Origin of the sequence: Marinobacter sp. S6332, from assembly GCF_023016045.1 — a bacterium.
Lineage (GTDB): Bacteria > Pseudomonadota > Gammaproteobacteria > Pseudomonadales > Oleiphilaceae > Marinobacter.
Genome location: NZ_JALKAP010000002.1, coordinates 184,239 through 197,375, shown reverse-complemented (window position 1 = coordinate 197,375; position 13,137 = coordinate 184,239). Strand labels below are relative to the sequence as shown.

13 protein-coding genes are annotated in these 13,137 nt (G+C 51.3%); 9 read left to right on the top strand and 4 right to left on the bottom strand.

The window, feature by feature from the left end:
* Nucleotides 1-7: 7 nt before the first annotated feature.
* Both MWU62_RS03570 and MWU62_RS03565 read right to left on the bottom strand, forming a co-directional pair.
* The gene (locus MWU62_RS03570) at nt 8-451 is read right to left on the bottom strand and encodes a YtoQ family protein (protein ID WP_247113563.1); all 444 of its coding nucleotides are present in this window, start codon (nt 449-451) and stop codon (nt 8-10) included.
* An 86-nt stretch (nt 452-537) separates the two neighbouring features.
* Nucleotides 538-1,047, bottom strand: coding sequence for an acyl-CoA thioesterase (locus tag MWU62_RS03565; RefSeq protein WP_247113562.1), 510 nt, complete (start codon nt 1,045-1,047; stop codon nt 538-540).
* A 162-nt stretch (nt 1,048-1,209) separates the two neighbouring features.
* Between MWU62_RS03565 and MWU62_RS03560 the strand changes: the two genes are divergently transcribed.
* Nucleotides 1,210-2,169: a DnaJ C-terminal domain-containing protein gene (locus MWU62_RS03560; protein ID WP_247113561.1), complete on the top strand. Its 960-nt coding sequence runs from the start codon at nt 1,210-1,212 to the stop codon at nt 2,167-2,169.
* Nucleotides 2,170-2,184: 15 nt separating this feature from the next.
* Nucleotides 2,185-2,532 carry a chaperone modulator CbpM gene (locus MWU62_RS03555; protein WP_247113560.1) on the top strand — a complete coding sequence of 116 codons (348 nt, stop codon included), beginning with the start codon at nt 2,185-2,187 and terminating at the stop codon, nt 2,530-2,532.
* Nucleotides 2,533-2,566: 34 nt separating this feature from the next.
* Here the strand turns inward: MWU62_RS03555 and MWU62_RS03550 are convergent, their stop codons facing one another.
* Nucleotides 2,567-2,740, bottom strand: coding sequence for a DUF6435 family protein (locus MWU62_RS03550; RefSeq protein ID WP_247113559.1), 174 nt, complete (start codon nt 2,738-2,740; stop codon nt 2,567-2,569).
* A gap of 198 nt (nt 2,741-2,938) precedes the next feature.
* Here MWU62_RS03550 and MWU62_RS03545 point away from each other — a divergent pair, with 198 nt between their 5' ends.
* The 4 genes from MWU62_RS03545 (at nt 2,939) to MWU62_RS03530 (ending at nt 9,354) form a co-directional block, all read left to right on the top strand.
* On the top strand, nt 2,939-4,369 hold the full coding sequence (locus MWU62_RS03545) for a DUF5666 domain-containing protein (protein WP_247113558.1): 1,431 nt from the start codon (nt 2,939-2,941) through the stop codon (nt 4,367-4,369).
* A gap of 77 nt (nt 4,370-4,446) precedes the next feature.
* Nucleotides 4,447-5,325: a DUF6502 family protein gene (locus tag MWU62_RS03540; protein WP_247113557.1), complete on the top strand. Its 879-nt coding sequence runs from the start codon at nt 4,447-4,449 to the stop codon at nt 5,323-5,325.
* Between the two features lie 452 nt (nt 5,326-5,777).
* Nucleotides 5,778-7,259, top strand: coding sequence for a DUF5666 domain-containing protein (locus MWU62_RS03535; RefSeq protein ID WP_247113556.1), 1,482 nt, complete (start codon nt 5,778-5,780; stop codon nt 7,257-7,259).
* Nucleotides 7,260-7,413: 154 nt separating this feature from the next.
* The gene (locus MWU62_RS03530; protein ID WP_247113555.1) at nt 7,414-9,354 is read left to right on the top strand and encodes a methyl-accepting chemotaxis protein; all 1,941 of its coding nucleotides are present in this window, start codon (nt 7,414-7,416) and stop codon (nt 9,352-9,354) included.
* A gap of 38 nt (nt 9,355-9,392) precedes the next feature.
* Here MWU62_RS03530 and MWU62_RS03525 read toward each other — a convergent pair whose 3' ends face one another.
* The gene (locus tag MWU62_RS03525) at nt 9,393-10,358 is read right to left on the bottom strand and encodes a nitronate monooxygenase family protein (RefSeq protein ID WP_247113554.1); all 966 of its coding nucleotides are present in this window, start codon (nt 10,356-10,358) and stop codon (nt 9,393-9,395) included.
* A gap of 128 nt (nt 10,359-10,486) precedes the next feature.
* Here MWU62_RS03525 and MWU62_RS03520 point away from each other — a divergent pair, with 128 nt between their 5' ends.
* The 3 genes from MWU62_RS03520 to MWU62_RS03510 all read left to right on the top strand — a co-directional run bounded on the left by MWU62_RS03520 (nt 10,487) and on the right by MWU62_RS03510 (nt 13,123).
* Entirely contained in the window at nt 10,487-11,218 is a 732-nt protein-coding gene (locus tag MWU62_RS03520) for a thioredoxin domain-containing protein (protein WP_247113553.1), read from the top strand.
* Between the two features lie 138 nt (nt 11,219-11,356).
* Nucleotides 11,357-12,343, top strand: coding sequence for a rhodanese-related sulfurtransferase (locus tag MWU62_RS03515; protein ID WP_247113552.1), 987 nt, complete (start codon nt 11,357-11,359; stop codon nt 12,341-12,343).
* 30 nt (nt 12,344-12,373) lie between these two features.
* Complete coding sequence (locus MWU62_RS03510; RefSeq protein ID WP_247113551.1) at nt 12,374-13,123, top strand: DUF481 domain-containing protein; 750 nt, start codon at nt 12,374-12,376, stop codon at nt 13,121-13,123.
* The last annotated feature ends 14 nt before the right edge of the window (nt 13,124-13,137 follow it).

Sequence of the window (13,137 nt, the reverse complement as noted above, 5' to 3'; positions counted from 1 at the left end):
CAAACCCTTATTGAGCGGTTGTAACGTACTTCAGAATCTCAACAATCTGCTCGGGTGTTTGCGCCCATGCCATGGCGGATGCGTCCACTTCTTTCAGGGGGTGGATAATATCTTCAGCGTGCAGGGTAACGTAGGGTGTGCCCATGGCCGCACAGAAGCCGGCATCAAAAGCCGCGTTCCACTGTTTGTACTTGTCCCCGAAACGAATCACTGCCAAGTCGCACTGCTCGAGCAGGGTTTTGGTGCGGATGCCGTTTACTTTGGATGACTGGTGGTCGCGCCAGAAACCTACGTCTGGCTTGCCCAGCATGTCGCCCGCCGCATCGCTGGCTTCGTGGTTGGTCACCGGCGCAGTAAATTCCACTGGCAATCCGGCGGCTTCTGCACCAGCCTGAATCTGTTCACGCCAGTCGGTATGAATTTCGCCAGAGAGATACACAGTCCAGATCATGGGGTTCTCCTAAGTAAAATGGGTAAGGAAGGTTTGAGCCTGCGAGACCCTATCATAGCCCGGCAGTTTACAGAATCTCAGCCCGGTTAATCCTTATCGTCATCGCTCACTTTAGCCAGTTGCGCCCGGGTCTTCAGCCGCCCCTCACGGCGAATCTCTGCATTCGCGAAGCGCTGCCTCTGTTTGCTTGTTTCCGGAATTACTGCAGGAACGTCTATGGGCTTGTCGTTTTCATCCAAGGCTACAAACGTAAAGAACGCAGACAGGATGTGCCGTGTTTCGCCGGTGTAACTATTCTCCGCGACAACCTTAGCGCCGATTTCCATAGACGATCCCCAGCTACGATTTAGGGATAAACTGAATAGCAGAGTGTCATTGCCTTTCGCCGGGGCACGAAAATGGATCGAATCCACCGCAGCCGTCACACACACATGGGCAGAGTGGCGCTCAGCAACCACAAGAGCCAAACGGTCGCATTTCGCCATAATCATGCCGCCAAAAACGGTTTCATGAGAGTTCATATCGTTAGGGAAAACTTTATAAACGTGTTTCTCAATGGCGGAAGCGGATACGAGTTTTGGCGATTTTTCAGGCATGGCACCCTTTCTCTGTGTTGGTTTTAGGCTAAGGTCGTTCTCAAAGGTACTGTGAAGGGTACTACACCCTATTTAAATGCGCTGGGGTGAGCTTGCATTTCCGGTGTTTGCGCCAATCATATATAACCAGAGAACAATCTTTCATTAGATGCGAGGAGTTCAATGGACTTCAAAGACTATTACGCCGTACTTGGTGTGAGCGAGTCTGCCTCCCCCGAGGAAATCAAAAAATCCTACCGGAAGCTTGCGCGGAAATATCATCCGGATGTCAGTAAAGAAGACAATGCCGACGAAAAATTCAAAGATCTTGGCGAGGCCTACGAAGTACTGAAGGACCCTGAAAAACGCGCGGAATACGATCAGTTGCGTAAATATGGCGCGCAGTCTGACGGCTCTTTCCAGCCACCTCCCGGTTGGCAAAGTGCTTCCGGGTTTGGCGGCGGTGGGTACACCGATGCGGATTCTCGACAGTTCAGTGATTTTTTTGAGCAGATGTTTGGTGGCGGACAAGGCGCAGGTTCGGGTGCTGGTGATTTCCGGCAGAACATGCGCATGCGCGGTGAAGACGTTCATGCACGGTTGGCTCTGTTCCTTGAGGAAGTGTTTAACGGGTCCGAGAAACAGGTTTCCTTTGCCGTGCACGAAGCCGACGAACAGGGCCGTGTTGTTGCCCGGCAGAAAACACTGAAAGTGAAAATCCCCGCTGGAATGCGCGAAGGGCAGCATTTGCGCCTGAAAGGCCAAGGGTCTCCCGGTTATGGTGGCGCAGCAGCGGGTGACTTGCTTATAGAAATCGAATTGGCACCGCATCCACTGTTTAGTGTAGAAGGGCATGATGTTGTTGTGACCGTTCCGGTGGCACCTTGGGAGGCCGCGCTGGGTGCGACCGTTACCGTGCCAACCGTGGGCTCAAAGGTGAATGTAAAAGTACCCAAGGGAACGTCCTCCGGCCGCAAGCTCCGCTTAAAAGGCAAAGGCTTGCCGGGCAAGCATCCGGGCGATCAGATTGTTATTCTACAGATAGCCATACCGGAGCAGCATTCTGCGGAAGCAGAAAAGCTCTACGAGCAGCTTGCCGAGGCTGAGAAAGCATTCAACCCACGCAGCAAACTGCACCTGTGAAGGGGAGCTTAAAACATGAGTGATAGAAACAGTATTCTGACCGTTGAAGTAATGGACTCAGATGGCAGCACCTTTACCCTTCACGAGGTGTGCGAGCGTGGTGAGTGCCACGCAGAGTTCGTGATCAAGCTGGTAAGCTACGGCATCATCGCTCCGGTAGAGCCGGCAGAGGAAGCACGCCAGTGGCTGTTTGATGTTGCAGCGCTTGCTCGCCTGCACAAGGCCAGACGTTTGCAGCGCGACTTGAAGATGAACCTGCCCGGCCTTGCCATGTCCCTAGAGCTGTTAGATGAAGTTCAGGGAATGCGCAAAGAGGTAGAGCGACTCAACCTGCAACTACAGCAACTAACAGGGGGGTGGTAGCCTCCCCCGGCACCACTCATTGTTAAAATCCGTTTTACTGGTTTGCGTCGAACGCTTTAATTTCGGCGTAAATCTTTTCTGCCTCTTCCATCAAAGTACCGTGGCTTCTTAAATCCCCGTTTCTCTGTGCATGAAGCGCTTTTTCAAGCTTGCTTTCGTACTCTTTCTGCAGTTTTTTCCTTGGATCGCCCTTCAAAAATCCCAGCATTTCTCATCTCGCAATCTGTTGATGGTCATAAGGTTACGCTCAGACTGTCTGAAAGTTCATAAATTAAAAGTAAAGGACGCTGGACAAAAGCGCTAAATGGGAATAAATTCCCAATATTGAATTTGGGAAAATAATCCCACTTCGCTGGGGCGTCAAATTTGATTGCCTAAACTTTGTACAGTAGCCCGGAGATACGTGATGAAACACAACCTTTTAGCTTCAGCCGTTAAGTTCGCTTTAACCGGCGCTCTTGCAAGCTCGCTCATTGCCTGTGGTGGTAGTGGTTCCGAGAGCTCTAGCCCGAGTCAAACTTCGTCGGGTACCAGTGTCGGCCCAATCTCTGGTTTTGGCAGTGTGTATGTGAATGGCACAAGGTTTAGAACAGACGGCACTGTTCTTAGTGATGACGGTGTCGTGCGTGAAGCGCAGCTGGACAAGGGCATGATCTTGAAAGTTCAGGGCGATTGGGGTCGACAAGGAGAAGGCGAAGCGAGGGTCGTCAGCTATGACGACACCTTACGTGGTCCAGTTAGCTCAATGTCTTGGGATGCCAGCAGTCGTATGGGCGAGATCAATATGCTTGGTCAGACCGTAATTGTTGATGGCCAAACTGTTTTCCGTGGTGTTGCACCCATTGAGTTGGCAAGTAGAGCCGCGGATTATCGGGTTCGCATTAGTGGCTGGCGAACAGCGGAAGGTAAGTTCCGAGCAAGCTACGTGGGCGTGAGAGGGATCGACTTTGATTTTGAGGGCGCTAACGACGTAGAGATCGAGGGCGTCGTTGAGAACTTAGACAAGCTGGCCCAAACCTTCACGATCAGAAACTTCCCGATCGACTATACAAGCGCACAGCCGGAAGGCGGGTTTGTTTTAGACAGTTTGGCTGATGGCATGACGGTGGAAGTAGAAGGGACGTTGTCTACCGATAAACAAACGCTTCTGGCTGCAGAAATCGATAAGGAAAGCCATTGGTTGGATGATGAAGGTGATGACGTCGAAGTATCCGGCGACTTGTATGACTATGACGAAGCTAACCGCCAGTTCTATATTAACGGCGTACTGGTGAGGGTTACAGATAACTCAGAGTTTGATGATATCCGCGAAGAGAGCCTGCAAAACGGCATGCATGTTCAGGTGGAAGGCGAGTTTCGTGAGGGTGTTTTGTATGCTGAAGACATCGAAGGTCAGGAATCGAATGTCGAACTGGAAGGCGCTGTTGAGTCGATAGATTTAGTAAATGAAATACTCATGGTCGGTGGCGTTAAGGTTCAGTTAACGGCCAGCACGCTTATCGACGAAGGCAACGATGATGAGCGCCGTACACGGGTTCTCGATATCCAAAGCTTCAACGTCGGTGACTATCTGGAAGTAGAAGGTTTTCAGCGTGACAGCGATGGTGGCTATCTAGAAGCTGCCGTTGTGAAGTACGAAGGCCAAAGCGATGATGATTGCGCAGAACTGGAAGCCAGAATTACAGTGACTGATTCAGGCTCAATCCGCGTTATGAACTTGGAGATACTGCCCGGCCTCTTTAGCCTTGGCGACTTGGAGCCCCAGAGTGCGGTGGAACTTGAGTATTGTGCCACGGGCGCTGGCGAGTATGAGTTGATTGATAGTCCAGATCAGTGATGCGCTGGCGGTGCGGGTGAGTTGATCTTGCCCGCACTGCTGGCTTTTAGTGGCGCCATGGGAATACAATCCCAAACATGACTGATCCCCGCACCAACCCATTACATCAGGCTCTGTTCCGCATTTTGCGGCCCCTTGCGAGGCTGCTTTTGCGTAATGGTATTCCTTTTGGTGAGTTTTCCGAATTGGTTAAACGCGCATATGTGGAAGCAGCGCTGAAAGATTTCTCTGGTGATCGACGCAAAGCAACCGACTCTGCGGCGGCGGTTATGACAGGGCTAACGCGAAAAGAAGTTAAGCGCCAGCGCGAGATTCTAGCAGGGCGTCACACTGCTACCTTTGAAGTGCTCAATACGAACCGGGCATCTCGCGTTGTCTCTGGCTGGGTAAACGATGCACAGTTTAAAGATGCCACTGGCGAACCCGCTGAACTTCCTTTTGAGGGTCCCGTGAGTTTTTGTCAACTGGCAAAAAAGTACAGTGGGGATATGCCACCGCGTGCTGTGTTGGATGAATTATTGCGGGTTAATCTAGTGTCTGTGCATAAAGACACTGGTGAGCTATCTTTAAACCAAAGAGCCTATGTACCTGCTGGCGACAGTCAAAAAATGCTTCAAATTTTTGGAGAGGATGTGTCAGACCTTATAGCCACAATGGATCATAACTTAGCTTGTGGCAAAAGCGGCCAACAGCCACTTTTTCAGCGCACGTTGACCTATAACAACATACCTTCAGAGGTTATGGACGCTTGGCGCATACACGCTGCGGAACAATCCCAGAAAATGCTTGAGCAGTTGGATTCATGGCTAGGGCCAAAAGATCGCGATGTATCAGGGGAACCGATTGCTGGTTCGTCGTCGGAATCAATCAGAACAGGTGTTAGCGTGTTTTACTTTGAAGATCCACAGTGTAAAGAAACACACTTGCTCAGTTCTCGCCAAGAGAACGCGTCATGAGGCCTGATAAGCAATCAGAACTTGTATGCCGCTGGGAGCCAACGGAACTCGCCAGCACACTGTTGTCCCCTTCTGGCCGGGAAGTAGTGAGCCATTGGATCAGCGCAATCGCGTTCCTTGACGAGAATGAGCATCCCATCTTACTCGCAACCAACACGCAGAATGAGCCTAACTTTAATCAGCTTGTGCATGCAGTTAATCCCAGTTTTGTGCCTGTAGTGGTACTCAATGAACTTCTACGCAAAGGTTTGGTTGAACAACTGGATAGCGGACAACTTCTCCTTAGACGAAGTACCTATGTACACGATGCTCCCAGCTTAGAGTCCCCACCAGTAGTAAGACGGAAAGTGTATAGTCCCGGCAGAAACGCAGGTAGACGGCATAACGACGATGTCTGATACGAGCCACCAAAAAAACCACACAAAGTCGACTTGTCCAGCGCGGAGAGAGCAATGATTCTGATAGCCCGCAAACGTGTGCTCGTAGCATTAGCGACCGTGCTAACACTTGGTCTTTTTTCTGCGTGTGGTGGCGACTATCAAGTGGCAGACGGTGGCATCCGTGGTACTGGTTCAAGTGTGGGGCCGGTATCGGGCTTTGGCAGCGTATTTGTGAATGGCGTTGAATTTTTTACGGATGGTATCCGAGACAGAGAAGTGCAAAGCAATGATGGAATTGCCTCGGAAAACGACCTTAACGAAGGAATGATTCTGAGAATTGAAGGCGAGTGGCATCCCGACGGTACGGGTGATGCAGATTCGATGGAGTATGACGACACCCTGCGAGGCAAGGTTTCCAATTTGCAAATGGGTGCGGGTAGGGAGTCGGTCTCATTCGAAATATATGGGCAAAAAGTTTTTGCCGGTCGGCAAACTGTTCTTAAGAACAGAACACTTGCAACCCTCGCAGAAGGTGACTATGTGCGAATCAGCGCTTGGCGTCAGTCGGATGGTGACTACCGAGCTAGTTATATTGGTTTTAACCCTGCGTTTTATGGTGATAACCGAGTAGAGCTGGAGGGACCTGTTGACGCGGGTTCAGTTGGACCAAACCAGTTCACGATGAATGGCGTTGTGATTAGATTTGACGACAGCAGTTTTGTAGAAGGGCTGTCTGCTGAGGATTTGAAGCCCGGAGTGTATTTTGAGATTGAAGGGAGTGAAGACTCGGAAAGCAACACGCTTATAGCCAAGCGGATACAACTTGATGATTTTCGTCGGTATCGCCCTGCCGGTGAGGATATCGAAATCGCAGGCCCAGTCTCTTCGAGCTACAACGAGGTTGACCAGACGTTTGGTCTCAATGGGCTGGTGATTCAGATAACACAAGAGACAGAGTGGGATGATCTAGCTCTGGAAGACCTCAAAGAAGGTTTGCTAGTGCAGGTTGAAGGTGAATTTGTATCCGGCCATTTCGTACACGCTACTGAAATTGAAATTAGAGATGGCAATGCTGAGGTCGCAGGCACAATAGACGCTGTAGATCTGAGCACCGATAGCTTTTTGGTGGGTGGCGTTCGAGTGAGTGTAACTCCGAGAACAATTATTACAGATGATGATACGGATGAAACGCTGCTACTCAGTGACCTGATACCAGGGGCGGAGTCGATTCAAGTTGAGGTGTCTGGCCTGCAGAAAGAAGGTGGTGACGGTAAGATTTATCTTGAAGCCCTTCAGGTAGAGCGTGAGCTTGAGGACAGCCCCGAAGATGCGTACCAGCTTGTGGGTGTGCTGGCAAAAGATGGTCTTTCTTATTCTTCTATCACGATTCTCGGAGTGTCTATCGGGATCGAAGACGATGCGTTTGAAGATTTTTCTCTCAGTCAGTTAGAAACGCTGCTCAAGGGTGACGAGAAGGTTGTGATAGAAGTTGAATACAAGCGAAAGTCCAATTTCTTGGATCAATACGAAGCATCAAGTGTCGAGCTTGAATGAGCCGCTTGGGGCTGTTTTTAAAGATATGCAACAAATCCCTACATAAAGAGGTCCCGCTTTGTCATTTACTTTGCTACAACTACTATAAGATGCATCTCAATAATTAAAATAACAACTGCTCCGGATGCCGGAATAGCGTGTTGGGAGATTGTTTATGGCCTCTCTTTTCTTCAAAAATTTAATCACCAGTCGGCTGATTCGGCCAGTCTTTATTGCGCTTATTGTCGCTGGTGTAGCGCAGGTTGTGATCAGTCAATGGCTGATCACGAACCAAGTTGAGCGCTTAATAGGCACTGCTAGTTCAGCCCTTGAGCAGAGCAGTGATCAACTCAGCGACTCTTTTGAAACCACCCGCGATGATGTTCGGTTGCGCTTGCAGGCCATGCGCGAAGAAAGCGTTAGTGAGCTTGCTGCGGAACTTACGCTTAAGCAGCGCCAGCAGCAGGAACAGGTCGCAGAGAATGTTCGAAACGCTGTTATGGCAGAGGCGCAAGGGCTGGCGGATGTTTTGGCAGCTGTTGCCGCGCCGCTGATATGGGATCGGGATGTTCCGCGGCTTACCAATCTTGTGGAGTTGGCAGATGCGAGAGAGTCGGTACTTTTCGCGATCTATTTTGACCAGTATGGAAAGCGCCTGACCCGTTATGTTGATCGTACTGATGAGCGCGTACTTGCTCTTATGGAGCAGGGTGAGGGTCGAGGGGCGGCAAACCGCGTACTGGAGGCTGCAACTCGTGATTCGAACGTAGTGATTATCACCGCAGACATTAAGCCCAAAGGTTCTGCAATTGGGCAGCTAAAGATCGGGTTGGCGCTGGATGGCATCAACCGCGATCTAGCACAGTTGGAAAAAGAGTTCGGTACCGCGCTTGCGAGCAGTATTAACACGGCAAGACAAACCCTTGAAACTGAAACCGAGCAAGTGAATCAGCGGCTTCAGCAGCAACTCACCGATATCGGCGCAGATACGCAATCCCGTATCAGCGAGACGGTAGGTGCGCTTCGCACGGAGGCATCGGGTTTATCATCTAGCCTCACATTGGTTGCTGTGAGTTCCATGATTGTGCTTCTGATTTTGATAGCAGCGGTACTCGGCGGTAGCGTGCTGCCTAGAGTTTTACGTTTGAACTCCGCGATTCGCGGCATTGCTGATGGCGAGGCCGATTTGACCCGCCGTGTAAACCTCAAGGGCAATGACGAACTGACAGAGATGGCCCGAGGGGTGAACAAGTTTATTGCCCGCATTCAAGAGCTGGTAACCGATGTTAAGAGCTCTGCGGAATCTGCGGTAGGGCAGGCTCGGGCCCAAGGCGAGGTCAGCCATGATGCGGTTGCAGCGGTAGGCGCGCAGCAGCAGGAAGTGGTGGAAGTGTCCGAAACCATGGCGGCTATGTCCCACAGCATTGCCGGTGTTGCCCAGAATATTGAGGAAATGGCTGGCGCGGTGCGAAGTGTCAGCACCGAGAGTGATGCAACAGCAGCCATATCCCGCGATGTGTTGAAGCGCCTCGATGATGTTGTGCTTAATGTTCAAAAGGCCGTAGAAGCTGTAAGTGCACTCGATAAACAAAGCACACAAATCACCACAGTGTTGTCGGTTATAGGTGCCATTGCAGAGCAGACTAACTTGCTGGCGCTTAACGCAGCCATAGAGGCGGCCAGAGCAGGTGAATCGGGCCGAGGTTTTGCGGTTGTTGCCGATGAGGTGAGAACACTGGCCAGCCGAACACAGGCGTCTACCACCGAGATCGAGGCGATCATTGCGGGCTTGCAACAGGGCAGCAAGCAAGCCGTATTGGTGATTGGCGAGGTATCAGAACAGGTTGCAGAATCGTCTGCAGCGTTCCGCCGTGCTGATGAGCATTTTGAGCAGATCAATCAGTTGCTGAGCAGTCTGCAGGAACGCGCTTTGGGTATTTCGTCGGTTGCCGAGCAGGAAGGCCGACAGGCAGAAAAAGCAAGCGTGAGCGTTGAGGGCATTGCTCACTCATCCGAGGCAACGGTTGAGGCGATCAAGCGTTCCGATACCGCTAGCCATGAAATTAGTGAACTACTCTTGGCGTTGCAAGGCAAGGCATCCCAGTTCCGAGTCTGACGGAACTGGGTGCCTGTTAATTACGGAGTTAGGTTTGCTTATTTGCAAAGCTGCGCAAGGGCGCTCTCGTATTCCTTCTTCAACCTTGAGACCAAAACCTCAACGCTGACCACATCATTGATTTGGCTGACACCCTGACCAGCCGACCATACGGTTTTCCATGCCTTGGCTTCGTCATCTACCGGTTTAAGCTTTTCGCCGTAGTTGATTTCACCCGCCTGGTTTAGCTTATCCATTGGGAATCCAGCGGCTTCCAAGCTTTGCCGCATAAAGCTGGCTGGTATTCCGGAAACGGCGGGTGTGTGGATAATGTCGCTGGAAACAGACTCAATAATCATGGTGCGATAGGCATCTTCTGCCCGGGACTCGTTGGTGTTAATAAAACGAGTTCCCATATACGCCAAGTCCGCACCAAGGGCTTTTGCGGCCAGTACGTCTTCACCGTGAGAGAGTCCGCCAGCTAGCAAAATGATGCCCTCAAACACCTCGCGGATTTCGTGCACCAGCACAAAGGGATTGATAGTGCCCGCATGCCCGCCAGCACCAGCTGCAACAGCAATAATGCCGTCTACACCAGCTTCGGCCGCTTTGCGTGCGTGCTTTTGATTGGTTACATCGTGGAATACCGCGCCACCATAGCTGTGCACGGCCTCAACCACTTGGCTTGCTGCACCAAGTGACGTAATGATAATGGGCACCTGATGCTTTACACACAGTTCTAGATCCGCCTGCCAGCGCGGGTTGGAGCGGTGCACGATGAGGTTTACCGCATAGGGCGCAACGTTGGCTTCCGGGTTTTCTTCCTTCAACTTGGCAAGCCCATCGTTCATCTGGACCAGCCACTCTTCGAAGCCTTCACTCGTGCGTTGGTTTAGGGCTGGGAAGCTACCCACGATACCCTCCCGGCAGCACGCCAGCGCCAATTCAGGCCCGGATATTAAAAACATGGGAGCTGCGACGAGGGGTAAACTGAGGGAGTTTTTGTTAAATGAAGGGCGTGGCATGTGATCTCCTTAATTTGTATTGGAACTTATGTAGGATATAAAGGATCTTAGCCTGCCTGAGTGAATGTGGGAATGTTCGCCTGCTAACAATCACAGAGTTACCTCTGCAAAACAGAAAGGAGTCAAGAATGGGTGAAGCAAAACGTCGCAAACAAACGGGTGCGCCGCCGCAAAAGAAAACAAGTTCGAAAAAGCCTCTGGTTATCGGGGTGAGTGTGCTGGTTCTCGCAGCTATTGTGATTGGCGCTTTTTTCCTGACGGCAGCGCCAACACCCACTTCGGATGAATTACCGGTTGCCGGGCCAAATGCGGAAGCCTTTCCTGCCCAGTTGGATCAGTATGGTGTTTCTGTAGGCGCTGCAGATGCTCCGGTTGTTGTGCGGGAGTTTGCGGATTACCAGTGCCCGGCCTGTGGCCTTTTTGCGAGCGCGAGTAAGCGCTTGAAGCAGGAGTATGTGGAAGCAGGGCAGGTTCGCTTTGTGTATTTTGATTTGCCTTTGCAACAACATCAGAATGCATTTCCCGCTGCTCAGGCCGCCCGCTGCGCTGGCGATCAAGGTGCTTACTGGGAGATGCACGAGCGTCTGTATGATTCGCAGACTGAGTGGAGCGGTTCAAACGACCCGGTAGCAACCTTTACCCGTTATGGAAATGACCTGGGCTTGGAAGAGCGCCGTTTCCGCCGTTGTATGACAACAGAGCTGCACCGGGAAGCCGTTGAAGCTAGCCGTCGCGTAGCTATGCAGTTACAGGTGACGAGTACCCCAACCGTGCTTGTGGACAACATTCGCCTAACCCGCCCGGGTTGGGGCCAGTTATCAGCTGTTGTGGAGCGGGAGCATTCTAAATCTACAAAATAAGCGTTAGCTAAAGGCCTCGGTCAGCACTGACTTGAACCTGAGCCAGAGTGGGTTAGAATCTGCGCCCTCTCTGGTTTAAACCCTCCAGATAAACAAACCCATGCTCCGGATTTACGGTCCGGCCCGCAGGAGACCCCCATGAGCAACACTGTTGTTGTCTGCGCGCTCTACAAGTTCGCCGTTCTGAATGATTACAAAGCCCTTCGCCACCCACTGCTGGAAATTATGCTGGCCAATGACGTGCACGGCACTCTTTTGCTGGCGCGAGAGGGTATTAATGGCACCATTGCCGGAAGCCGACAAGGCATTGACGCCGTGCAGGCTTGGTTAGGTGCGGATGCGCGTTTTGACGGCATCGATTACAAAGAGTCCTTTGTTGATATCCAGCCTTTCAAACGCACTAAGGTGAAACTCAAAAAAGAGATCGTCACCATGGGCGTTGACGGGATTGATCCCAAGCGCATTGTGGGCACCTACGTGGAACCCGCGGAGTGGAACGCCCTGATTTCAGATCCAGACGTCCTTCTGGTAGACACCCGTAACCAGTACGAGGTGGAAATTGGCACCTTTGAGCATGCCATCAACCCCGCCACAGATACTTTTCGTGAGTTCCCGGACTACGTAAAACAGAATCTAGACCCAGCAAAGCATAAAAAAGTTGCCATGTTTTGTACAGGTGGAATTCGTTGTGAAAAATCAACGGCTTACCTGCGAGAGCAGGGTTTTGAGGAAGTTTATCACCTGAAGGGAGGCATTCTGAAATATCTTGAAGAGGTGCCAGAAGAGCAAAGTCTCTGGAAAGGTGAATGTTTTGTATTTGACGATAGGGTTACGGTAAATCATCGTTTGGAGCGTGGTGCCTATGACCAGTGCCATGCTTGTCGTCGCCCAATTACCGAAGCCGAAAAACAGTTTCCCGAGTATCAGCAGGGTGTGAGTTGTCACCGCTGTATTGACTCGTTGAGTGAGGAACAGAAAGCGCGTTTTGCGGAGCGCGAACGCCAAATTCGTTTGGCCGAAGCTCGGGGCGAAGCGCATGTGGGTGGCGATGCCGCACGCATTATCGCTGAACGCAAAGCGCGCAAGAAACTGGAGCGCGAGCGACAAGCGGAGAAAAACCACTAACTCGCTTGAATCAGTTACCAAGGAGCTTTCATGAGTTTTAAGAAAACCGTTGCGATTATTGCCATTTCGGTGGCCCCTATGGCCTACGGGCAGGGTGCCAAAAACTGGGAAGGCGAGGCGGAATTGGGTGTGCTCATGACATCCGGAAATACTGAAGAAACGAACATTAACGGTCGCTTGGGGCTAGTGCACGAGGTAGTTAGCTGGCGCAACATTGCAGACTTCAGCTCCAACTACTCTGAAGCCGAAGATGACGCCACGGGTGAGGACCAGACCACAGTAGAAAAGTACAAGGCGGCGCTGGAAACCAATTACAAGTTTGATGAAAGCCAATACTGGTTTCTGCGCAGCACCTACGAGAAGGATCGCTTCTCCGGGTACGACTTCGAATCCACCGCTACCACGGGTTACGGAAATAGAGTTTGGCAGCGTGGCGAACGCTCGTTTCTTGATCTATCCACGGGTGCTGGTTATCGCTATAACAAACTGGAAGGCGTTAATGAAGAAGGTAGAGACGTAGAGAAAGAGGCCATTGCCCGGCTAGCCGCCCAGTTTAACTATGCGCTTTCTGAAAATGCTCTCTTCCGGCAAAAGCTGAGCACCGAAATTGGCTTGGACGAGAACAACGTGATCAGCCAGTCAGAAACGGCAATTAAGGCTAATTTGGTCGGTAACCTATCCATGAAGGCAGCCTACCGGGTAAAGCATGTGTCAGATGCACCGGCGGGCACAGAATCTACCGATACTGAAACGGCTATTACCTTGCTTTACGGTTTCTGATTAGCTCTGGCTTC

Coding starts and splice junctions, on each gene's coding strand:
- MWU62_RS03570 (WP_247113563.1), bottom strand. CDS start 451: ATGATCTGGACTGTGTATCTCTCTGGCGAAATTCATACCGACTGGCGT.
- MWU62_RS03565 (WP_247113562.1), bottom strand. CDS start 1,047: ATGCCTGAAAAATCGCCAAAACTCGTATCCGCTTCCGCCATTGAGAAA.
- MWU62_RS03560 (WP_247113561.1), top strand. CDS start 1,210: ATGGACTTCAAAGACTATTACGCCGTACTTGGTGTGAGCGAGTCTGCC.
- MWU62_RS03555 (WP_247113560.1), top strand. CDS start 2,185: ATGAGTGATAGAAACAGTATTCTGACCGTTGAAGTAATGGACTCAGAT.
- MWU62_RS03550 (WP_247113559.1), bottom strand. CDS start 2,740: ATGCTGGGATTTTTGAAGGGCGATCCAAGGAAAAAACTGCAGAAAGAG.
- MWU62_RS03545 (WP_247113558.1), top strand. CDS start 2,939: ATGAAACACAACCTTTTAGCTTCAGCCGTTAAGTTCGCTTTAACCGGC.
- MWU62_RS03540 (WP_247113557.1), top strand. CDS start 4,447: ATGACTGATCCCCGCACCAACCCATTACATCAGGCTCTGTTCCGCATT.
- MWU62_RS03535 (WP_247113556.1), top strand. CDS start 5,778: ATGATTCTGATAGCCCGCAAACGTGTGCTCGTAGCATTAGCGACCGTG.
- MWU62_RS03530 (WP_247113555.1), top strand. CDS start 7,414: ATGGCCTCTCTTTTCTTCAAAAATTTAATCACCAGTCGGCTGATTCGG.
- MWU62_RS03525 (WP_247113554.1), bottom strand. CDS start 10,358: ATGCCACGCCCTTCATTTAACAAAAACTCCCTCAGTTTACCCCTCGTC.
- MWU62_RS03520 (WP_247113553.1), top strand. CDS start 10,487: ATGGGTGAAGCAAAACGTCGCAAACAAACGGGTGCGCCGCCGCAAAAG.
- MWU62_RS03515 (WP_247113552.1), top strand. CDS start 11,357: ATGAGCAACACTGTTGTTGTCTGCGCGCTCTACAAGTTCGCCGTTCTG.
- MWU62_RS03510 (WP_247113551.1), top strand. CDS start 12,374: ATGAGTTTTAAGAAAACCGTTGCGATTATTGCCATTTCGGTGGCCCCT.